This is a genomic window from Mesorhizobium sp. M7A.F.Ca.CA.002.09.1.1 (genome assembly GCF_003998555.1).
In the GTDB taxonomy this organism is placed as follows: domain Bacteria; phylum Pseudomonadota; class Alphaproteobacteria; order Rhizobiales; family Rhizobiaceae; genus Mesorhizobium; species Mesorhizobium ciceri.
The window spans coordinates 1-20,331 of sequence record NZ_RZRR01000001.1; the positions used below are offsets into that span (position 1 = coordinate 1).

Here is a 20,331-nt window from a genome sequence, read left to right on the forward strand (position 1 = left end):
TGCACAGATACAATTGGCATCGTCCACATGGCAGCCTAAAGTCAAAAACGCCTATCAGTCGCCTCGCCCTGATCGAGGACAACCTGTTGAAGCTCCACAACTAGGTCGTCCAGCATCACAGTGAACCGCGTACGTAGTATTTTGTCGTAGGCGGCATTCTGGATAGCCGGATACGGGCTCTTCACCCGCTGCACCACCGATTGCGGGATGATGTCGCGAGAAACATTCACGGATTTCGTGAAAAAAGTGTACCCGCCGAAGAGCCCTACTCGCGGGGGCGGTGCAGCACCACCTCGGTGTCACTGCTCGTGTTCATGCGATGGACTAGGCCGGCCAGCTGTTGACGCAGCTCGCGGTAGTTGTAAGTCTCACCCGTGTAGACGAGCACCAAGTCAGGTCGGCCATCCCCCTGGAGCATCCTCGGCTGGCGGCCGCCCTGGATATCGATGATTGCCAGGCGGTGGTGTCCCAGCGCCGCAGGCCCGCCGATCCAAGTCCCCTCGTCGTCCGGACCGTGGTTCGCTATGGTGGCCGTCATATCGGCAAGCTCCCTTCGCGCATCGGGACCTCCGAGGTCTCGATTGAAGTCGATCCATTCACAGATGCCGCACAGGTTATGTCGCCGCATTTGGGCGAAGCAGATATAAGGCCAGTGGGAAACCATCGAGGCAAAGTGACGGATCTAGCCCAGCTACGATCCGCATCCGACATTGTCGGACATCGGACAGCACCGCGATTCGCTGCATAGGAAGCCTGGAGTCGCGATTTCCCCTGGGGGAATCAGCGCATGAAAGGAGAGCTGGGTCGTGTCTGCCGAAATGAGAAATTGCTCCCCCTTATTGCATCACCGAGGAATGTTACCCAGCGCGATAGACGGACATGCCCTATCTCCCCCCGTTGCAGCTGAGGGAGATAGGGGCCAGCTCTTCATTCAACCCTCATGGAGGATGATCAGCCCAGCCATTTCCATGCGCCGGCCTTCACAAGCCGTGCACCATTCAGGTTCTTTTCCTTGAAGCGCGACGATCCTTGTCAGACGTCGCAACACTTGCTGCCGAGAGCACGAGCTCTTCCTCGAGCATGCCTTGATCTGCGCCTCGAACGGCTCGCACATGCTGGGTTTCAACGACTTCGCAGAGGTTGATATTCTGCAGTGACTTCGTCTCGCTGCTGCACGGCATTGACGCTGGGAGCCATGCTCGCGTGGCGCAATTGTGCTGAAGCCGGTGCCCACGGCAACGTTTCTTAACCCGCCCCAGATCCTGGCGTTTGGCTATTTCCGACATTCGTGTCCGGCTTCGGACAAAGGCCGGGTTTGCCGAACGGAGTCGCACCCAATTTCCAGTGCTGCTTGAGCAATAATATCGACCGGCATTACTGCACAACACGAAAGTTGCTGCAAAAACCGAAGTGAACCCAAGGCATCGGGTCAATTGGCATGGCGCTTGCGACTCGGTCGATAGAACGCAGTCAAAATCACGGTTGCAGACCATGCCTACCTCTCAAAGCTCGATAAAGCACGCGAGCAAAATTCCCCGTCTCCGCGGAAGCTCGTCGCCGTTAAACGTGCCTGCTCGGGGGCGGTCTTGCACAAGACCGGTCCGAGGCAACCACGCCAAGGCGCGAGGCTGCCGGAACTGTCGACCGAAGTCGATGCCGCTTCAGTTTAACCGAAAAATGCACCGTACCACTTTGGCCTGGAAGCAAATCAATGACCTATAGAAAGAACGTTCCTCTCGTGACCTTTCGCACGCGTGTTCGCGATGAGTCGATCGGGGGGCCAAATCCTTATCAGTGGGAGAACAAGACCTCCGACGATTATTTCGGGGGCAAGCGCATCATCCTGTTCTCGCTGCCTGGCGCCTTCACCCCGACCTGCTCGACCTTCCAACTGCCCGATTTCGAAAAACTCTATGATCAATTTCTGGAACTGCGAATTGACGCGATCTACTGCGTCTCGGTCAACGATGCTTTCGTCATGAATGCGTGGGGAAAGTCCTTGGGGCTGCAGAAGATCGAGCTGATCCCAGACGGGTCGGGCGAGTTCACGCGCAAAATGGGCATGCTGGTCGCGAAGGACAATCTGGGCTTTGGCATGCGCTCCTGGCGATACGCCGCTCTGATCGACGATGGCGTGGTGGAGCAGTGGTTCGAGGAGGAAGGCTTCTGTGACAACTGCGAGACGGACCCCTATGGCGTTTCATCCCCGCAAAACGTTCTCGACAAATTGAAGGCGGCGGCATGACCCAGAAGTGGAAAGTCTCACACAACCCAAGCACACACTAGAGCCTCCTCGGCAGATCACGGTTCAACATGCATCTCTCAGCAAGCCTGCTTCAACGCCAGAAGCAACGTATGGTCTTATCGCCTCAAGCCATTGAAGCTATTCGCTTGCTGCGATTGACGCATACTGAACTCCATCAGCTCGTGCAGCAGGCACTCGAGAAGAACCCCGTTTTGAAGCCTGACCCGTTTGACGACGATTCGCCGCTGCCAGGGGTGGATCAGCGGAGCAGTCAAAGCAGAAGCGAAATCGGCGAATCGCCCATTGGCGGGCCGTCTGGCGGGCGCGGGCAATGGAAGTCGCAACGCAGTAGCGGCAACGATCGACCTGCCGTCGAGGAGTTTACCGCCCACACCGAAACATTGCACGACCATGTCGCCCGCCAGGTCGCCCTCAACCCGTTCACCCCCCAGGAGCGGCTGATTGCCGGACAGCTCGCCGCTCATCTGGAGGACACTGGCTATCTTCAGGTAAACCTTTTCGATCTGGCCAGGACGTTAAACGTTCGGCAAGCTGATGTGGAACGGGTCATCGGAATCTTGCAGCAATTTGATCCGCCGGGCATTTTTGCGCGAACTCTCAGCGAATGCCTGGAGATTCAGCTGCGCCAGCAAGACCGGTTCGACCCGGCTATGGCAGCTTTGGTCGCCAATCTCGAGATGCTTGCACGGGGGGATTTTCAGGGATTGAAGCAGCGTTGCGGAGTCGACGAGGAGGATCTCCTCGACATGAGGAACGAAATCCGCGCGCTCGATCCCAAGCCTGGAGACCGGTTCCAGTCCGGGACGCCGGAAACCATCGTACCGGACGTCTGGGTAATGCCCAAGTCCGAAGGTGGATGGCGGGTGGAGCTTGATCCGGCCACGCTGCCCAAAGTGTTGATCAACCACACCTATGTCGCCGAAATCTCGCAGCTGACCAAGCAAAATCCGGAAGGCAAAGCGTTTCTCGACAATTGCCAGGAAAAAGGGAACTGGCTGATCAGCAGTCTCAAGCAGCGCGCTAAGACGATCCTTAAGGTTGCGACCGAAATCGTGCGCCAGCAGGATGCCTTTTTTACACACGGCGCCGCCCATCTGCGGCCTCTCTGTCTCAAAAATGTCGCTGACGAGATCGGCATGCACGAGTCGACGGTAAGCCGGGTGACTTCGAACAGGTACATGTTGACTCCGCGCGGGGTGTTCGAGCTGAAGTATTTTTTCGCTGCGCCAATCGCATCCTGCGAGGGCGGCGATGCGCACTCCGCCAAAGCTGTCTGCCATCGGATCAAGGCAATCATAGCCGAAGAATCGCTCGACAAGGTACATTCCGACGAAGACATCGTTGCTCAACTCAAGGAGACCGGCATCGATGTCGCTCGCCGTACCGTCACCAAATATCGCGAGGCGATGAACATCCCTTCCTCCATACGACGGCGCCGCGATAAGCGTTTGTCCGCAGCTGCGATCAAGCGAAGTGACTAACCGACATTCGTGGTCGGCGAGAGGCGACTCTCAACTTCCTCCGGGCCGAAGCAGCTTTCGAAGTCATGGCATTCCCCGCAACTGGGTGCTGTGCATGACGAAAAGCCTTCGGCCTCACACAGCTTGCGGTAAAAGTACTTTTTCCATTTCATGTTTTCTGTGTTGCCTGCCGCCAGCGCGGGAAAATGTCTGGCAAGCAGGCGGCTGAGCTCAGCGCGATTTGAGAGGCCAAGATCCCGCCAAAGATGGTCCATGCGCATCGCACGCCGGGCGATGATCTTGGCCAAGCGGGCGCTCGCCGGGTCGGCCGGCGCAGCATGCGCTAGCAGCAGCCGGCGTAGCAGTTCCTCTTCCAGTTCCGGCTCGGGCTCGCTCAACTCCTCCAAAGCGAATACGCTGCTGGAGGTAGACGGGAAAGTTGCGGCCAAGACATCACGCAATTCGACAGACGAAAGGCCTGTCCCCTCCGTCGCCAACACCTCGCCCGCCTGGACCTCCTCAAGCGAACGTGAATGTACGCAGGGCAGCACATGCTGATCGAAGCTCCTCCCTAGCTCGGACCCACGCCATTGCGCGCTGGATAGGCAGCCATCATCGTAACGGCCGGCTTCAGCTTCCGGCATGACAAAGCGCCTTGTTGACCGCAGGGATGATCTTGTCGCCCCAGAGCTCGATCTGGCGCAGCATCGTCTTTTGGTCGAAGTCGCCCAATTGAGTCTGAACTGCGATCTGGTCCGGTTTCAAGATATCGATCTCTTCCAGCAGGCGATCAATCACGCGATTTACGCTGCCAATCGGCAAATTTTTGCGCATGGTCTCGAAGGACAGATCCTGCTGGGTCGGTGTCTCCTGCAGCAGGTAGCCATCGTGGCTCTGTTGGCGACGCTGATGCAGGGCTTCAGAAAGCCGGCGCTGGAAGCGGGCATTGTCGAGATAGCTGTTGATCTCCAACTCGTCGTGGCTGGCATAGCAGCAGCGCAGCAGCGATATCTTGACGTCGGTGACGTTCTTTTCCTCGGATGCCGCCGCCCTCTCGACTGATTCACGCAGTGTGGTCAAAGTCTCTAAGCCGTCGTGGAAGGCTGTGACAAAAAAATTGTGCCCCTCGCGGTAGGCCCGAGCCATCCGTGCGGCTCCGCCAGCGATCCAGATAGGCGGCGTCGGCTGCTGGACTGTGCGGACCGAAATCGCTGTTGGGGGGATCTTCTCATACTGGCCGTCGTGTTCGAAGACGTTTTGGTTGAGGCCCTTGAGAATGATGTCCAGGTATTCCGAAAAGACGGCCGGCGCCTCATCGATGTCCACGCCGAACCGTTCGAACTCGAACTGCTGGTATCCCAAGCCTACGCCGAGCTCGAGACGGCCGTTCGCAACGATGTCGGCGAAGCCGATCTCGGACAGCAGGCGCTGCGGTTGGTAAAGCGGCAGCACGCAGACGGCAGTGCCCAGGCGAATCGTGCTTGTCAAGCCGCCGCAGTGCGCCACCATCATCAGCGGGGATGGTATGAGGCTGTAATTGTTGAAGTGGTGCTCAGCAAACCACGCGGTGTTGAACCCAGCCTGCTCCGAAGCGACGGCCTGTTCGATGGAGTTGCGGATGACGCTTTCTGAGGATTGGTGATAGCCACGCTGGGCGGCCAGAATGAAAGTGGCAAATTCCATGATTTCTCCTCGTTATAGACACGTCAGCCGACCGGGAATGTGCTCGGCATGCGCATGCTTGGATCTCAAGCACCTCAGGTGCGTCGTGGAGCCGAGGCTTCATAATGCTCGGCCGGTCGCCCTGCGAAGGCCTGGCAATTAACCTGCGGCCTCCGCAAAACATTCGTCATAGAGCTCGCTGGCGTTTCCCGCATCACCGAACGAGGTCCAGCCGCCGTCCACGTAGAGGATCGAGCCGTTGATGTATGAGGCGTCAGACGAAGCAAGGAAGAACGATGCATCTGCGACGTCTTCTGGCCGTCCCATCCTGCCCATGGGGATGCGTCGTCCGATTGCTGTCAGGTCGATGCGGCCGGCTTTGGCCAACTGAGCAAGTGCGGGCGTGCGGATGTGGCCAGGAGCGACGGTGGCTGTCCGAATTCCGACCGGCCCGAGTTCGGCCGCCATGCAACGGGTCAGCATATCCATCCCCGCCTTGGAGGCGCCGTAGGCATGGCGCGGCGCGAACGGCAGAAAGCTGTCGATCGACCCGAGATTGAGGATCACGCCGCCCGGGCGCATAGCCTTGATCGCTTCGCGCGCGCAGGTGAAGGCGCCGGTAAGGTTGACATCCAGGACGTGTTCGAGCTGTTTCGACAGTTGCTCGATCGCAGGCACAATCCTGTCGGCGGTATCAGCACTATTGACCAGAACATCGATATACCCGAAGCGTCCCCTCAGTTCTTCGAACATCGACACCACATCGCTCTCGACGGCCACGTCCAGCGATTTCGCCAGATGCTTGCCGGGGAGCGATGTAGCCAGCTCTGCCGCTGCAGTGCCATCTTTATCAGCAATCACGACGGTGTCGCCGTTCGCGGCAAAGCGGCGAGCGACGGCCGCGCCAATGCTTTTTGCGCCACCGGTGACGAGCACGATTCGCGCATCTGTGCATTCGGCCGGACAGGAGAGCTCGGCTTGGAGCGCACCATCCACCGGCGGGTGAGCATCCCCCGGCTGGTTGAATGACATCCAGCCTCCGTCGACTGCCAGCACCGAGCCGGTGATGTAGCGCGCCTGCGTGCTGCTCAGAAAACGCACGACCCTGGCGATCTCGTCGGGGCGAGCCAAGCGCCCCATCGGCACGCGGCGGCGTATCGCCGCGAGGTCCATTTTGCCAGCGCGTGCCAGTTCTGTGACCATTGGGGTGCGGACGGAGCCCGGCGCCACCGCCGTGACGCGGATTCCTCGCATAGCCCACTCGCATGCAAGGGACTTTGTCAACGAGATCACGCCAGCTTTCGAGGCTGCGTAGGCGTTGCGCCTGGGATTGCCGACCACGCCCGCCATCGAAGCCACATTGACGATCGCACCGCCCGGCTTCATGCGCCGCGCCGCTTCCCGGGCCATAACGAATGGCCCAATAAGGTTCACTGTCACGCCGCGTCGGAAGGTATCGACAGCGGTGTCGATGATCCTATCCATCGTGGGTCCAACCGCCGCATTGTTGATGAGGACATCGATTTGCGCGAACCGTGCTTCGACCTGGCCGAAAAGTGAGAGCATGTCCTTCTCTCGCGACACATCGCACTCCAGACCGACGTGCGGCGACCCGAGATCCCGAGCCAGTTCAACCACACCACTGCCCGGAAGGTCCACCGCAACTACAGTGTCTCCGTCCGCGGCAAGGATATCGACCAGGGCACGGCCGATCCCGCCCGCAGCGCCTGTGATGATTACGGTGCGTGCTGCCAGTTTCACGAGAGCTTCTCCACGATGACCGCTTGTGATCTCAGCCCATCAACCTTGGGCGGAATGAAGGGCCGAGCCAAATCGTTGCAGTGACCGCCAGTCGCGGCCCCACACAGATGTCGTTCCCGTAGGGCGCTCATCCTCCATTCCTACCCACTTATGCAGCTCCCAGTTGGGGACCCTCGACGCCATCTTGGTCGGTGGGGATGTGACCCTTGAGCAACTGGTAGATGGGATCGTCTGGATGTGGTGCTCCAATCGGCTGTCGCCGGCCGAACCTATCTGCCTCAAGAATCGCTGGCGGGATTTGCTCCTCAACCCAATCGTAGACGACTGTCCGTTCCGCAATTCGCCACTCGTCCTGCCTCTTCTGAAACAGATCGCAGTAACGGCCGCAAAGCAGCGTCTGACGTATTTCTTGGTCTGTATCCGGTCCGCGTTGCAGCGCGGTGAAATAGCTCTCGACCGCGGCCTCTGCTGAACTGATGAAGTCGATCAGGCTGTTCGTGATTTGATGGATGTTACGGTGCCCCGGCAGACCGAGAGCAAATTGGATGAAGTCCTCTGCCGGTCCGCAATAGGGACCGTGCCTGTCATACGCTTCGGGCCAGTATGCGCTACGCAGCGCCGCCTCATCGGCGCGGTCTATCCCGCGGCAGTACCGATACAGGCAGTTGCGGATCGCCTCTCGGTCACGCAGTTCGGTAATTTTCGCGTGGTCGACAGGGTCTGTCGCGAATTGTATGATTGTTTTGTCCTTCCCGATGCCAGTCTGCACTTTGCGTGTGTCTCTCTCTACAACTGAGTTAGCGGGGGGCTCGTCAACTTCCAGAGCTTGTTCGGGGCAGGCTCGTACCCCTTTTGAGGCAAGCAGTTGCTCCCCATCGGCAACATCAATATCACCGGGCAAGATGTAGCCGGCGTCATCAAGCTTGAAGACTCTCGGCGCCCGCGCCCAGCAGCGCGCATGACCCTGGCATCTGGCTTTATGTACGACGACACGCATAGCGAACTCCAATGTCGTTGGCTGAAACTTCAGGACCATTCCAGGATCAGATTCTCGATCCCGAACACATGGCCGCCGAAGGTGATAGGTTCAGTCCCTGTCTTGATCCGAAAGGCTGGGATGCGCGCCAGCCACTCCTCCAGGCCAATGACAATCTCCCGCCGGGCAAGGTGTGAGCCAAGACAACGATGGGGACCATAGCCAAAGGCAGCGTGCCGGTTGTCCTCGCGCGCCAGATCGATCTCATTCGGGCATTCGAATTCCGCCGGGTCACGATTGGCAATCATCGTGGCACAGGAAACATAATCTCCCTTGCGGATCGGCGCGCCTTTGAAGTCGACATCCTTCGTTGCCACTCGGATCATCTGAATGGTCGAATAGGCGCGCAGCAATTCTTCCGCAGCGACGGCAATCCGGTCAGGTTCGCTTCGTAGCAATTCCTGATCTTTGGGGTTGCGCGCGAGATGGGCCAAGTCGAAGCATATGGCTGCTGAGACCGTGTCGAGTCCCGCGACGAACACAAGCACGCCGATGCCACGGACTTCTTCGTCACTGAGCAGACGACCCTCGACCTTTGCCTTCACGATGAAGGTCATGAAATCATCGACCGGCTCCTTGCGGCGCTCGGTGGCAAGTTCGTCGATGAAGGCCACGATCGTCCGGGCTGCGGGTGGTCGTTGCTCCTTATCGCCGTGGAGCAGATCTCTAGCCCAGCCGACAAATGTTTCTAGTCCGTTGTCCGAAAGCCCAATAAAGCGAAGGAAGATATTGACCGCGAACGGAACTGCAAAATCCTTCATGATGTCGCAGCTCGTGCCTGATGCGGCGATCCTGTCGATCAGCTTGATCGCTCGTTCCCGGACAGCCGGCTCCAATGCCATTACCCGCTTTGGCGAAAGCAGCGGATTGAGCAGTGAGCGAAAAACACCGTGGAATGGCGGATCGAGCTCAAGCGGGATCATCGGCCAGCTCTCGCCGAGCACAGAGGCGAAGATGCTGCGATGGCTGGAAAACGTTTCGGTGTCCTGCAGCACCCGGCGCTGGTCGCTCGCGCGAGTGATGACCCAGGTACCCCGACCGTCGCGCGTGTTGCTGGTTGAATAAAAGATCGGAGGCCCGGCATGAACGCAAGCAACCGCTGCATGCGGATCCCCGTTAGCCGTCGGCAACATGCCGGGCGACGTAAACAGGTTGAAGTCCCTCACCATTTCGGGCGGGACATGATCTGGAACCGGCCGCGATTTAACCGCGCCAGAATCGAGAGACCGTTCATGAGATGCTGTCGGCATTTGCATGCAATCGTCGGTGCAAGCTCCGTGCCGAATTCGTCTTTCGATAATCCTTGCCGTTTGCTGGGCAACAGGTGGCGCCTGCGCTGACTTGCTGGTCGGGATTGCAACATTCTTGTCCAGCGTCGGACACAGAATGTAGAATGCTAGACAGCGACTTGGAGCAACTCAACTGGTGGGATCGCTAGCCGATCATGTGCCCGGGGAGCATCCAGTTCGAAAGCTTGCGCTAAGCGGCTTGGTGACTTGGCCGAGGTCACCAGGTGGAAACGACCAACACTTGGGGTGAGCCTAGTGGCGCTCCCCTCGATGATGTCTGGCGGGGTGGTTAGCCGCCTCCGTAGGACAAGATCAGTCTACACGAATGGACTATAGCCTCTCCTCGCATGCCTCATTGGCCGTCCTTCAGAGCCGGCCACACGAGCTTTTGTCTTTCAGCAGGGCGTTTTTCTCGCCAGCTACAGAGCCACACCGACGCCATTAATGAGCGTCCAGTCGACGGGTTGGATGGCCCTGTCCATCTTGCCCAGCACCTTGGCTTAGCATTTGCCGGTGCGGCGGAAGCCTTCAAGACGCAGTTCTTGACCTTCTCCAGATCAGCCTCGGATGGATATCGGCAAGGGTTCAGCTCGTCCTTTTGAACTTGCGCATCTTCGTGTTGGCCAACCCCAGGCCGCCCGACATATTTGCGGTCTATCCGGCACCTCAACTTCGAACAACCTTGCGGCAAGCTCTTGGGATAGCCCACGCTCGTGCCTCCACCACCCGCTCAGCAGAGCCAGATTTGTCGTTGATGGCACGGAACTTGCGGAGTCATTCGCAGATGCGTCACGGACCGAGAGTGTCGTCCCATGAATTCGATCACCAAAAAGGCCGCCCGACGTTGCTGGGACCGCCTGCAATTACCTTATCCCAGAATTGGGAGCAACGGCTTCAAAAGGGATAACTCATCACCTCAATTTTGTCGATCGCGCGGCCATCGAACCGCAGCCATCGATCAGACTTCCGCCTCGTTGCACTCATTGCGACCGCCTTGGTGCTTGCGACAACCGCTCAATTCTGGCTGCCAGGATAACCACATATGGCGACGGAACTTCCTGCTTCAAAGCAATATAGAGATCGTCGATCATCCCCCCATCAAGGCCTCGATCGAGGACACCGCGTTCGGCTTGCTTGGTTCGCAGTGAACAGACCGCACTTCGACGAATGCGATCGATGCGACCGCGCCGAGAACTCTCCCGCATTGTCGACGGTTGGGTCCGTCGGCCCTCCGATGAGGCCTCGGATGCGTCGGGCTCCGAGGCCTCGACTGATGCCGACTGGCCGCCGCCGGAAGGTCTCGCGGCTTTGATCCCCGGCGATGTAGCCACCCCTGCTGCAACAGCTCCTAGCCGGAGAACTCATTCATGACCGAATCGGCGACAGATTTAGTGGACGCGGCTTTGTTCGACCGAGATCGGCTTGACCCAGAAAGTCCCTATCAACGTTCTGGCCCTGCATGGGGTGCCATCATTTCGCTTTCCTTCGGCACCTTCGGGCTTGTGACGGCAGAGTTTCTGCCCGCCAGCGTTCTGACACCGCTCGCGCATGATCTCCGTATCACCACGGGCACGGCTGGACAGGCGCTAACAGCGGCCGCAATCGTCGCGGCGATCTCGGCACCGATAATCGCCATCGTGACAAAGCGTCTGGACCGCAGGGTCGTCATCTGGGCGATGACGCTCCTGCTGATCCTGTCGAACGTTCTGGCGGAGGTTGCGGGGTCGCTGCCGGTTTTGCTGGCGGCACGCGTCGTCCTTGGCATATCGCTTGGTGGTTTTTGGTCAATTTCGGCAGCGTTGGCGATGCGGCTGGTTCCAAGTCACCTCATGCCGCGCGCCATGTCGGTCATCCTCACCGGCGTTTCTGTCGCCTCCGTCTGCGCGGCTCCAATCGGCGCTTATGTCGGTGACATTTGGGGATGGCGAGCCTCGTTCAAGGTCGCCGCAATCGTGAGTGCCGTTGCGCTGCTCGTGCAACTCGTAACCATTCCGCCACTGCCTCCGATCGAAGTGCGCAGATTCCGCAGTCCGCTGGATGTCGCGAAGAATCCGGCGATGAAGGTTGCGGTGCTAGTCGTGCTATTGGTCGCTTCCGGCCATTTTGCCAGCTTCGCCTACATCCGCGCCTTTCTCGAGAGCGTTCCTGCGCTCGACAAGAAGTCAATCCCGCTCGTGTTCCTTGCTTTTGGCACGGCCGGCGTCTTCGGCAATTTAGCCGGCGCATTCCTCACCAAACACAGTCTCAAGGCGGTCGCGGCCCTGCCGCCCCTGCTCATTGCCGTAGCCGCTGTCTCGCTCCTGACCATGAGAGCATCGGCCTTGACCTCGGCAATTGCAGTTGCCGTATGGGGCTTTGCTTTTGGCGCGGTCCCGGTCGGATTGCAGACATGGATGGTGCTACGCGCCGCTCCGAAACAGGCCGAGAGCGCTGGTGTACTGATGGTCATAACCTTCCAAGTGGCCATCGCAGCCGGCACAACTTGCGGTGGCCTATTGGTGGATCACACGGGTATTGCCAGTGTCTTTGTCTACAGCGCGGTTGCCACGTTCCTCGCTGTCTTGACAGTATTTTTGCTCGGCCCGAACCGCAAAACCTGACCGCCTGGTGGGGAGTGACGGTCGGCGGCGTTCACGCTATTGTCACCTCTGAGCTCGGCCCAAAGGCCGCGGCTTCGTCGTAACCATGCGGTCGATGGGGCAGCGCCAAATTGCTTCCTGCTCATCGCGTTGCGATAATACAGCGCGCTTATTGCGTCATCGTGTCCCCGGTCTCGGCTTCAATGCCCGGCTACTGGCTGCGGAGGCAGATGGGCGCCGGCGTCCCACCGACGACGATCGGTCTTTTCTCATGTAGCTGTCGGGGAAACGAGGCAGGTTTTCCGCCAGAACCCGCCAGTCGTCGCGCTCGCGTTCGCCTTCCTTGCGCGCACCGAACAACTGGATGATGATCTTGCCGTCGGACCCATATGCTTCGAGCGAGGTGACGTGACTGTCATTGGTCGGCTTGCGCACGGCCCAAACCTCACGGATTTGGTGGGTCCTGAGATGCAGCCGGAACGTTTCGTCCAGCACATGGATGCACGGCCCGATCTGCTTGACCGACTTGATTAAGCCGGAATGGGTCTGGATAGAACCTCGGTTGCCGACGAAGCACATGATCGGCAATTCGTCTTCGGCCGCACGCTGGAGCACGGCGCCAACTGCGGCATTGTCGAGCAGCCAAGCGTAATCCTGGCCGACCATGCGCAAAGCCTGGCAGCGGCTGAGCTTGAGCGTCTTTAGAAGGTTGACGTCAGTCAGCCGGCTCCAGTACTCGCGTAGGTCGTCCACCGTGCCGGCCCAGTCCGCAGTCCTCGCGCCCAGGTCGGCTACTCTCGCCTTAAGCGACATGGTCGGCTCCTGGTTGGCGGATACGAGCTCGGCCACCAGCTTTCGATAGGCATGAAGGTTGGAGACCGGCCTGAGATGCACCTTATGCACTGCTGCGCCGGCGGCGTCGAAGAATTGCAAACTGCGCTGGATTCCGCCGCGATGGCGCCTTTCAACAGCGAAACCATACCTCCAAGCCTGCGGGAAGACGCGAAGGTCGAATTCGTCACCAAGGACCATGGCGTGATTGTTGCCGGTTATCACTCTGTTGAAGACGCCAATCTTTTCGTGCACGGCACCTTGATTGCGGGTCAGCGCCGTCACTTCGCCCACGAATTCGAGGCCCGTCAGAAGGTGATTGACGCGCGGGTCGATGCGTGCCGCGCCGAAACCGCAATGGGCCGCGACCAGTTCCGCTTCCGAAATGGCCAATTGGGCGGCGAAATCACGCGCGGGAATGTTCGGACAGACTTCCCACGCACGCCGGATTTCGTTGGGCGACCGCTTCTTGCGCTGATCCATGTTTTTACCCCTGCCCCGTTCTTCTTTTGACGATCGATCGAAAAACGGGCCTCAGGGATGTGCACGGCGGACGCGATCGATCGTCAGGCACATGCCAGTCGAATCCTGTCTCCGGGCGGTCAGCGGCCAATCGCCGGTAGCGAGCGATTGTTGGGTGGTCGGCGCCAATCGGCCGATCGAGCATTCGGGTACCACCGGCGGTGCTGCTTTCCCACCAAGGCGGGTCTGATGGATCATATTGCTTTCCTTCGTTCTTCGATTGCGAGGGCAACCCAAAGGTGAATCGGCCGGCAATTTTGCCGCCGCAACGAAGGCTTCACAAAAATCGTGCCAGTTGCTCCGCGGCAAGCTCTGAACATCTTTGGCTCTGTTCATTGCTTTACGCGTGAGTGCATCGCGAACTCAGGCGCCCTTCCTGTGACGCGGACGCGACAAACCCGACAGTAAGTGTCGGTTGTCGGACGTCTCCCCAGCAATCGAGCATAAGAGACGTCGGGATGTCCTACGGTTTTTGACACGTCTTCCCTTTGGCACGGTCCATGCGAGATGATCCACGAAAACGCCGGACCGAGGAGAAATCGAGCCATGATTACGCTCACCGACAACGCTGTTGCCGCCATCAAGGCCGCTCTTTACCGCGCCAGCGAGCCGGCGGAAGGATTTCGCATCATGGTCCATGCCGGCGGCTGCGCCGGCTTCCAATACTCAATGGGCCTGGAGAGCGTCTCACGTGAGGGCGATGCGATCATCGAGCGAGATGGGCTCAAGGTGTTCATGGATAGAGGCTCCCAACCCCATGCCGCCGGCATGACCGTGGACTTCGTCACTGGGCTCGAAACATCCGGCTTTGTTTTCGATAACCCCAATGCGCGTGAGACGTGCGGCTGCGGCAAGTCCTGCAAATGATTGCGAGGGAACAGGCTATGTTCGACTATAGCGACGCCAAGGAATACTGCGTCGAACCGGTAACCGCCGGCGCTCTGGAACCGGCCGACACGCACTGTCGGCCCGGAACAATTGCGTTCGGTGATGCACCAAATCGCGATCATCGATCGTTGCCGTGGGCAAGCAAACAAAATTGCCCGAAACAGCTGAATTCCCGGCGGATGCCGCCACCAAAGGGCAATGTCGACAGCGACCGGTCAGCCAAGCCATCGCTCCCCCGGCCGCCCACCTTACCAGATACGATATGCGCCAGAGGTTCAATGGCCCGACTACCCTTGAATCATTTCAGCAGTTGAAGGATCACTCCCATGAACCCTGTCTATCTCGACAACAACGCAACGACGCGGGTTGATCCTGCAGTCGTTGGAGCGATGTTGCCTTTCTTTACGGAGCAATTTGGCAATCATTCGTCCATGCACGCCTATGGCGCATCGGTTGCTGAAGCCGTGAGAAAGGCGAGGCAACAGTTGCAAGCCCTCATCGGCGCGGGATTCGAGGACGAGATCATCTTCACCTCGGGCGGGACTGAAAGCGACAGTACAGCCATCCTTTCGGCGCTGGAGGTGATGCCCGACCGAACGGAAATAGTGACTTCCGCGGTTGAACATCCGGCCGTTCTGAAGTTGTGCGCGCACCTTGAGAAGACGCGCGGCGTCAAGGTGCACATTATCCCAGTCGATCACTACGGCCGGCTCGACCTGGACGCCTACAGAACCGCCCTCACCCCACAAGTGGCAATCGTCTCGATAATGTGGGCGAACAATGAGACCGGTACGATCTTTCCCGTGGTTAAGCTTGCCGATCTAGCCAGGGAAGTCGGCGCGCTTTTCCACACTGATGCAGTGCAGGCGGTCGGAAGGCTTCCGATTGAGCTGAAATCGACCGCGATCGACATGCTGTCGCTCTCCGCCCACAAGCTGCATGGTCCAAAGGGGATAGGCGCGCTTTATGTAAGACGTGGCGTGCGCTTCTCCTCCATGATCAAGGGTGGGCACCAAGAGCGCGACCGGCGTGCAGGCACTGAAAACACACCCGGCATAGTCGGACTGGGCATGGCGGCCGAACTCGCCTTGAAATTCATGGACGAGACAAAACGAATAAAATGGTTGCGCGACCGCCTTGAGAACGGGATCATCCAGCGCATCCCAAACACATCCATCAACGGCGATCCGCAAGAGCGATTGCCAAACACTGCAAACATTGGATTCGAAGGTATCGAAGGCGATGCAATTCCAATTGTCCTGAGCCGGCTGGGAATCGCCTGTTCCGCCGGGTCCGCCTGTGCCTCTGGCTCACTGGAACCGAGCCATGTTCTGATCGCTATGAACGCGGCATGTGGGGCAGTCCGCTTCTCCTTGTCGCGTGACAACGGCGAAGATGACGTAGACCGCGTGCTTGAGGTCCTGCCTGCGATCACCGAGAAGCTACGGGCCGTTCCCAGTGCTGGACTGTGCGGGCGAGGTGCAGAACAGCTTCATTCCGGCCCGGGTCCGAGCGGCACAATAGCCGACGAGCCGTGAGGTCTTCCTCAACGTGACGACCCTGCGCAAGGAGAGCAGTTAAACTCGGGGTCGCCTTCACCACTTCAGAAAAGCTTGAGATCGCCAAGTCTCTTGCCCAGCCGCCGTGCCAGAGGTCGGCACGCCGTCAGCAATGTCACCAATGCATCGACACCACAATTTCGCGCCGGGAGAATACAATGAACTGCTCCGCTGATAGCCGCCCGATCGATCGCACCGATATCCTAGCGCGACTGAAGGGCCTGTCGGCCGCGGAGGACTTCTTCGCCTGCCTTGACGTCTCCTACGACCCGAAAGTGATGAATGTCTCGCGGCTCCATATCATGAAGCGCGTGGGCCAATACCTTGCCGAAGAAGATTTCTCCGGTCTGCCTAACCAGGTAATCGCCGCGCGGGTGCGCGCCAAGCTGGAACGCGCCTACGAAGATTTCGCGACTTCCTCGCCGCTCACGCAACGTGTGTTCAAGGTGCTAAGGGACCACGATCCAAACATATGTCCCGCACCTGGCCGCGCCTTCGTCCCGCTCGACTCTGCACTGAAGCGGTTCGGAAAGTAATGAGCCCGACACGGCTGCGACGCGACAATGTCGAGAAGTCGACAAATCCAGTCCTCATGACGCCTCCTCGGAAGCAAACGAAGCCACCTTCTGGAATAGAGGCAGGAAGACGACTTGGCATGAACGATGCAGGCAATGAGGTGAACCGCCAAGCACGAATCCGGACTGGGAGCTTAGAGAAACCGCCAATGCATATCGTAGTCTGCATCAAGCAGGTGCCGGATTCGGCACAGATCCGCGTGCACCCGGTGACGAACACGATCATGCGTCAGGGTGTTCCGACCATCATCAATCCTTACGACCTGTTCGCCCTCGAAGAAGCGCTCAAACTGCGCGACGTTCATGGTGGCGAGGTTACTGTGCTCACAATGGGTCCGCCCATGGCGGAGGACTCGCTGCGAAAGGCGCTCGGTTACGGTGCTGACCGAGCAGTTCTCTTGACGGACCGCTATTTTGCCGGATCCGATACGCTGGCGACTTCCTTTGCTCTTTCGCAAGCAATCGCAAAAATTGGGGAGACTTTCGGCAGGCCGGACATCGTCTTCACCGGCAAGCAGACGATTGACGGCGATACCGCCCAGGTCGGACCGGGCATAGCCAAGCGCCTAGATTTATCGCAACTTACCTATGTCGCGAAGATTGCCTCCATCGATCTCGATACGCGAGAGATCGAAGTCGCTCGTCGCGCCGAAGGCGGCACCCAGTTGCTGAAGAGCAGACTCCCTTGCCTCATTACCATGCTGGAAGACACCAACGAAATCCGCCGGGGCTCGCTCCAGCAGGCTCTGTGCGCGGCGCGCAGCCAAGTCGTGAAGTGGACTGCAGCCGACGCCGGCATTGACGATCTCACCCGGTGCGGTCTGCGTGGCTCGCCTACAGTCGTCAAGCGTGTTTTCGCCCCCACCGCACGGGCAGAAAGGGCGGCGCAGATCGACACCGCGGAAAGGGGCTTGCAGGACATAGCCGATGAACTCATCGCCGATATCTTAACCCGCCGGCCGGCGCTGGAACATGAGCTGGCCTTCAACAGCGGCACGTGACGGCCAGGAGCAGAAAATGTCGACCGCAAGCCAAACTACCCCTCGCATTGCCCCCGGCCGTGCCGGTGTAAAGAAAGAACTTCCCGACCGTTTCAAAGACTACCGGCACGTGTGGGTCTTCCTCGAGCTCGAACGCGGCAATGTGCATCCTGTATCATTCGAACTGCTGGGCGAAGGCCGCAAATTAGCCGACAAGCTTGAAGTCCAGCTCGCGGGCGTCGTGCTGGGACCGCCGGGCGAGATGGTCGAGGACGCTGTTGCCGAGGCCTTCGCTTACGGGGCGGATCTTGTCTACATCGTCGATGCGCCGCCGCTCGCCGACTACCGGAACGAGCCGTTCGCCAAGGCGCTCACGGATCTGGTCAATACCCATAAACCCGAAATCCTCCTTCTCGGCGCGACCACACTGGGCAGGGATCTTGCAGGCTCGGTAGCGACGACCCTGCAGACGGGGCTCACGGCCGACTGCACCGAACTTGATGTAGATTCCGACGGTTCACTCGCCGCGACCCGTCCGACTTTTGGTGGCTCATTGTTGTGTACGATCTATACACTAAATTACCGGCCGCAAATGGCGACGGTGCGACCAAGGGTCATGCCTATGCCGCAACGGGTGGATAAGCCGGTCGGGCGTGTCATGCGGCACAAGCTGTCGCTCGTTGAGGACGATATCGTCACCAAAGTCCTCGGCTTCCTACCGGATAACCAGTCGGCAATGGCAAATCTTGCCTATGCGGATGTCGTGGTTGCGGGAGGCCTCGGTCTCGGAGCGGCGGAGAACCTTCAGCTTGTGAAGAATCTTGCCCGAGCGATCGGCGCCGAGCATGGCTGTTCGCGCCCCTTGGTCCAGAAGGGCTGGATGCCGGCTGATCGACAGATTGGACAAACTGGCAAGACCATTCGACCGAAGCTTTACATCGCGGCCGGAATTTCCGGCGCCATCCAGCACCGAGTTGGGGTCGAGGGGGCCGATCTCATCGTCGCGATCAACACCGATCCGAACGCGCCGATTTTCGAGTTCGCCCACCTCGGGATCGTCACGGATGCAATCCGCTTCCTGCCCGCACTGACGGAAGCCTTCACCCGGCGGCTGTCGCCGCACAGTCGAGACAAGCTTGCGAGTTGAGGGAGAGGACATGATTGAACAATTCGATGCCATTGTGGTCGGAGCCGGCATGTCTGGAAACGCAGCTGCTTACACTTTGGCAAGCCAGGGGCTGAAGGTCCTGCAGTTGGAGCGCGGGGAATATCCGGGCTCTAAGAACGTCCAGGGTGCCATAATGTACGCGAACATGCTGGAGAAGATCATCCCGGACTTCCGGGATGATGCGCCCCTCGAGCGGCACCTGGTCGAACAGCGACTTTGGGTGATGGACGACACGTCTCACACCGGAATTCATTACCGGTCGGACGACTTCAATGAGGCGAAACCCAACCGCTACACGATCATCCGCGCCCAGTTCGACAAATGGTTTTCCCGCAAGGTGCGCGAGGCTGGCGCGACGGTCCTGTGTGAGACGACCGCGACGGAACTCGTCCGTGATGGCAATGGCAAGGTGATCGGCGTCCGCACAGACCGGGCTGGCGGAGTGGTCTTCGCGAATGTGGTCGTTCTCGCAGAAGGGGTGTCGGGATTGCTTGGCACTCGCGCAGGCCTGCGCGAGATGCCGAAGCCGGAGACCGTGGCGATTGCCGTCAAGGAAATGCATTTCTTGCCCGAAGAGGTCATTGGCCAGCGGTTCGGGGTGAAGGGCGATGAAGGCTGCGTAATCGAGGCCGTGGGCACGATCTCTCGCAGCATGGCCGGGCTCGGCTTCCTTTACACCAATAAGGAGTCGATTTCACTCGGCATCGGCTGCCTGGTCTCGGATTTCGCCGCGACGATGGAGAGCCCGTCCGCCCTCCTGGATGCGATGAAAAACCATCCTTCGATCCGGCCGCTGATCGCTGGCTCGGAGGTGAAAGAATATGCCGCCCATCTTATCCCCGAAGGTGGTTACAGGGCCATTCCGCAGCTATTCGGCGACGGTTGGGTCATCGTCGGCGACGCAGCGCAACTGAACAATGCCATTCACCGTGAGGGTTCGAACCTTGCCATGACCTCGGGTCGTGTCGCGGCTGAGGCGATCATCAAAGTCAAAAGCCGCAACGGTCCTATGACCAAAGCGAACCTTGCGCTCTACAAGACGATGCTGGATGACTCCTTTGTGATCAAGGATCTTAAGAAATACAAGGACATGCCAGCCTTACTCCACACCAATTCCAGCAACTTTTTTGACAGCTATCCGCGGTTGATGTCGCATGCCGCTCAGACCTTCATGCGTGTCGACGGCACGCCGAAGATCGAGAAGGAAAAGAACACCACGGCCGCCTTCATCAACGCGCGCTCGCGCTGGGGGTTGGTCAGCGACGCGGTCCGCCTGGCATTGGCATGGCGCTGAAGAGGGTACAAGATGACGATCGCAGTGACGAAGGTTCGTGTCGAGGACAAACTTTACCAGAACCGCTATCTGGTCGATTCCGGCCGCCCCCATATCATAGTGCGACCGCACGACAAGCCAAGCGCGAACTTGCTTGCGTTGACCTACGTCTGTCCGGCGAAATGCTATGAGTTGAATGACAAGGGTCAAGTCGAGATCACCGCCGACGGCTGCATGGAATGCGGCACCTGCCGGATATTGTGCGAGAAAGGCGGCGACATCGAGTGGAACTATCCGCGCGGCGGCTTTGGTGTCCTGTTCAAGTTCGGATGATCAGCCGGTGCCAAGAGCATGCCGGCAGCGAGCAACTGCGGCACACCATGAGCCTCTCCATCCACTTGCAAAGAGCTAGTGAATATTGGGTTTCGCAATTCAAGTTTCCTCGACTTGGTAGGGGTATCCTCAGGCCACGGGGCGCCTGT

At 59.0% G+C, this 20,331-nt stretch carries 17 protein-coding genes and 3 pseudogenes; 11 read left to right on the top strand and 9 right to left on the bottom strand.

Going from position 1 to position 20,331, the window contains the following annotated elements; translation table 11 throughout:
• Nucleotides 1–104 (top strand): annotated as a pseudogene (locus tag EN994_RS00005) (IS481 family transposase); the annotation flags it as partial.
• 161 nt (nucleotides 105–265) lie between these two features.
• Here the strand turns inward: EN994_RS00005 and EN994_RS00010 are convergent.
• On the bottom strand, nucleotides 266–538 hold the full coding sequence (locus EN994_RS00010; RefSeq protein WP_199489650.1) for a hypothetical protein: 273 nt from the start codon (nucleotides 536–538) through the stop codon (nucleotides 266–268).
• Between the two features lie 1,173 nt (nucleotides 539–1,711).
• Here EN994_RS00010 and EN994_RS00015 point away from each other — a divergent pair.
• Both EN994_RS00015 and rpoN read left to right on the top strand, forming a co-directional pair.
• On the top strand, nucleotides 1,712–2,245 hold the full coding sequence (locus tag EN994_RS00015; RefSeq protein ID WP_063169380.1) for a peroxiredoxin: 534 nt from the start codon (nucleotides 1,712–1,714) through the stop codon (nucleotides 2,243–2,245).
• A gap of 68 nt (nucleotides 2,246–2,313) precedes the next feature.
• On the top strand, nucleotides 2,314–3,747 hold the full coding sequence (gene rpoN / locus EN994_RS00020) for an RNA polymerase factor sigma-54 (RefSeq protein ID WP_063169381.1): 1,434 nt from the start codon (nucleotides 2,314–2,316) through the stop codon (nucleotides 3,745–3,747).
• On the opposite strand, the gene EN994_RS00025 is transcribed toward rpoN, so the two are convergent.
• The 6 genes and pseudogenes from EN994_RS00025 to EN994_RS00045 all read right to left on the bottom strand — a co-directional run bounded on the left by EN994_RS00025 (nucleotide 3,744) and on the right by EN994_RS00045 (nucleotide 9,354).
• Nucleotides 3,744–4,370: a nitrogen fixation protein NifQ gene (locus tag EN994_RS00025; protein WP_063169382.1), complete on the bottom strand. Its 627-nt coding sequence runs from the start codon at nucleotides 4,368–4,370 to the stop codon at nucleotides 3,744–3,746. The genes rpoN and EN994_RS00025 overlap by 4 nt on opposite strands.
• Complete coding sequence (locus EN994_RS00030; RefSeq protein WP_063169383.1) at nucleotides 4,357–5,409, bottom strand: LLM class flavin-dependent oxidoreductase; 1,053 nt, start codon at nucleotides 5,407–5,409, stop codon at nucleotides 4,357–4,359. Before EN994_RS00030 ends, EN994_RS00025 begins: the two co-directional genes overlap by 14 nt.
• 138 nt (nucleotides 5,410–5,547) lie before the next feature.
• Nucleotides 5,548–7,149 (bottom strand): SDR family oxidoreductase, encoded by a 1,602-nt coding sequence (locus EN994_RS00035; RefSeq protein WP_063169384.1) that lies wholly within the window; start codon nucleotides 7,147–7,149, stop codon nucleotides 5,548–5,550.
• A gap of 148 nt (nucleotides 7,150–7,297) precedes the next feature.
• A complete protein-coding gene (locus EN994_RS00040; RefSeq protein ID WP_050580531.1) occupies nucleotides 7,298–7,885 on the bottom strand; it encodes a nuclear transport factor 2 family protein in 588 nt (195 codons plus the stop codon).
• A 138-nt stretch (nucleotides 7,886–8,023) separates the two neighbouring features.
• Nucleotides 8,024–8,185: pseudogene (locus EN994_RS35800) on the bottom strand (ferredoxin); the annotation flags it as partial.
• Entirely contained in the window at nucleotides 8,176–9,354 is a 1,179-nt protein-coding gene (locus EN994_RS00045) for a cytochrome P450 (RefSeq protein WP_063169385.1), read from the bottom strand. The pseudogene EN994_RS35800 and the gene EN994_RS00045, both read right to left, overlap by 10 nt.
• Nucleotides 9,355–10,841: 1,487 nt before the next feature.
• Here EN994_RS00045 and EN994_RS00050 point away from each other — a divergent pair.
• On the top strand, nucleotides 10,842–12,074 hold the full coding sequence (locus EN994_RS00050; RefSeq protein WP_063169386.1) for an MFS transporter: 1,233 nt from the start codon (nucleotides 10,842–10,844) through the stop codon (nucleotides 12,072–12,074).
• Between the two features lie 261 nt (nucleotides 12,075–12,335).
• Here the strand turns inward: EN994_RS00050 and EN994_RS00055 are convergent.
• Both EN994_RS00055 and EN994_RS00060 read right to left on the bottom strand, forming a co-directional pair.
• Nucleotides 12,336–13,367, bottom strand: a pseudogene (locus tag EN994_RS00055) (ChuX/HutX family heme-like substrate-binding protein); the annotation flags it as partial.
• 51 nt (nucleotides 13,368–13,418) lie between these two features.
• The gene (locus EN994_RS00060) at nucleotides 13,419–13,742 is read right to left on the bottom strand and encodes a hypothetical protein (RefSeq protein WP_126066777.1); all 324 of its coding nucleotides are present in this window, start codon (nucleotides 13,740–13,742) and stop codon (nucleotides 13,419–13,421) included.
• Between the two features lie 210 nt (nucleotides 13,743–13,952).
• On the opposite strand from EN994_RS00060, the gene EN994_RS00065 reads away from it, so the two are divergent.
• The 7 genes from EN994_RS00065 (at nucleotide 13,953) to EN994_RS00095 (ending at nucleotide 20,182) form a co-directional block, all read left to right on the top strand.
• Nucleotides 13,953–14,273: an iron-sulfur cluster assembly accessory protein gene (locus EN994_RS00065; RefSeq protein WP_029356570.1), complete on the top strand. Its 321-nt coding sequence runs from the start codon at nucleotides 13,953–13,955 to the stop codon at nucleotides 14,271–14,273.
• Between the two features lie 347 nt (nucleotides 14,274–14,620).
• The gene (nifS, locus tag EN994_RS00070) at nucleotides 14,621–15,832 is read left to right on the top strand and encodes a cysteine desulfurase NifS (protein WP_063169388.1); all 1,212 of its coding nucleotides are present in this window, start codon (nucleotides 14,621–14,623) and stop codon (nucleotides 15,830–15,832) included.
• A 179-nt stretch (nucleotides 15,833–16,011) separates the two neighbouring features.
• Nucleotides 16,012–16,389 (top strand): nitrogenase stabilizing/protective protein NifW, encoded by a 378-nt coding sequence (nifW, locus tag EN994_RS00075; RefSeq protein WP_063169389.1) that lies wholly within the window; start codon nucleotides 16,012–16,014, stop codon nucleotides 16,387–16,389.
• Nucleotides 16,390–16,577: 188 nt separating this feature from the next.
• Nucleotides 16,578–17,429 (top strand): electron transfer flavoprotein subunit beta/FixA family protein, encoded by an 852-nt coding sequence (locus tag EN994_RS00080; protein ID WP_063169390.1) that lies wholly within the window; start codon nucleotides 16,578–16,580, stop codon nucleotides 17,427–17,429.
• Between the two features lie 16 nt (nucleotides 17,430–17,445).
• Nucleotides 17,446–18,555 (top strand): electron transfer flavoprotein subunit alpha/FixB family protein, encoded by a 1,110-nt coding sequence (locus EN994_RS00085; RefSeq protein ID WP_024505237.1) that lies wholly within the window; start codon nucleotides 17,446–17,448, stop codon nucleotides 18,553–18,555.
• Between the two features lie 10 nt (nucleotides 18,556–18,565).
• The gene (locus EN994_RS00090) at nucleotides 18,566–19,870 is read left to right on the top strand and encodes an FAD-binding protein (protein ID WP_063169391.1); all 1,305 of its coding nucleotides are present in this window, start codon (nucleotides 18,566–18,568) and stop codon (nucleotides 19,868–19,870) included.
• Between the two features lie 12 nt (nucleotides 19,871–19,882).
• Nucleotides 19,883–20,182, top strand: a complete 300-nt coding sequence (locus tag EN994_RS00095; protein ID WP_024505235.1) for a ferredoxin family protein — start codon at nucleotides 19,883–19,885, stop codon at nucleotides 20,180–20,182.
• The last annotated feature ends 149 nt before the right edge of the window (nucleotides 20,183–20,331 follow it).

What these genes read in the sequence shown, in the direction of transcription:
- EN994_RS00010 (WP_199489650.1), bottom strand. Translation starts at nt 538, where the DNA reads ATGACGGCCACCATAGCGAACCACGGTCCGGACGACGAGGGGACTTGG.
- EN994_RS00015 (WP_063169380.1), top strand. Translation starts at nt 1,712, where the DNA reads ATGACCTATAGAAAGAACGTTCCTCTCGTGACCTTTCGCACGCGTGTT.
- rpoN (WP_063169381.1), top strand. Translation starts at nt 2,314, where the DNA reads ATGCATCTCTCAGCAAGCCTGCTTCAACGCCAGAAGCAACGTATGGTC.
- EN994_RS00025 (WP_063169382.1), bottom strand. Translation starts at nt 4,370, where the DNA reads ATGCCGGAAGCTGAAGCCGGCCGTTACGATGATGGCTGCCTATCCAGC.
- EN994_RS00030 (WP_063169383.1), bottom strand. Translation starts at nt 5,409, where the DNA reads ATGGAATTTGCCACTTTCATTCTGGCCGCCCAGCGTGGCTATCACCAA.
- EN994_RS00045 (WP_063169385.1), bottom strand. Translation starts at nt 9,354, where the DNA reads ATGGTGAGGGACTTCAACCTGTTTACGTCGCCCGGCATGTTGCCGACG.
- EN994_RS00050 (WP_063169386.1), top strand. Translation starts at nt 10,842, where the DNA reads ATGACCGAATCGGCGACAGATTTAGTGGACGCGGCTTTGTTCGACCGA.
- EN994_RS00060 (WP_126066777.1), bottom strand. Translation starts at nt 13,742, where the DNA reads ATGAACAGAGCCAAAGATGTTCAGAGCTTGCCGCGGAGCAACTGGCAC.
- EN994_RS00065 (WP_029356570.1), top strand. Translation starts at nt 13,953, where the DNA reads ATGATTACGCTCACCGACAACGCTGTTGCCGCCATCAAGGCCGCTCTT.
- nifS (WP_063169388.1), top strand. Translation starts at nt 14,621, where the DNA reads ATGAACCCTGTCTATCTCGACAACAACGCAACGACGCGGGTTGATCCT.
- nifW (WP_063169389.1), top strand. Translation starts at nt 16,012, where the DNA reads ATGAACTGCTCCGCTGATAGCCGCCCGATCGATCGCACCGATATCCTA.
- EN994_RS00080 (WP_063169390.1), top strand. Translation starts at nt 16,578, where the DNA reads ATGCATATCGTAGTCTGCATCAAGCAGGTGCCGGATTCGGCACAGATC.
- EN994_RS00085 (WP_024505237.1), top strand. Translation starts at nt 17,446, where the DNA reads ATGTCGACCGCAAGCCAAACTACCCCTCGCATTGCCCCCGGCCGTGCC.
- EN994_RS00090 (WP_063169391.1), top strand. Translation starts at nt 18,566, where the DNA reads ATGATTGAACAATTCGATGCCATTGTGGTCGGAGCCGGCATGTCTGGA.
- EN994_RS00095 (WP_024505235.1), top strand. Translation starts at nt 19,883, where the DNA reads ATGACGATCGCAGTGACGAAGGTTCGTGTCGAGGACAAACTTTACCAG.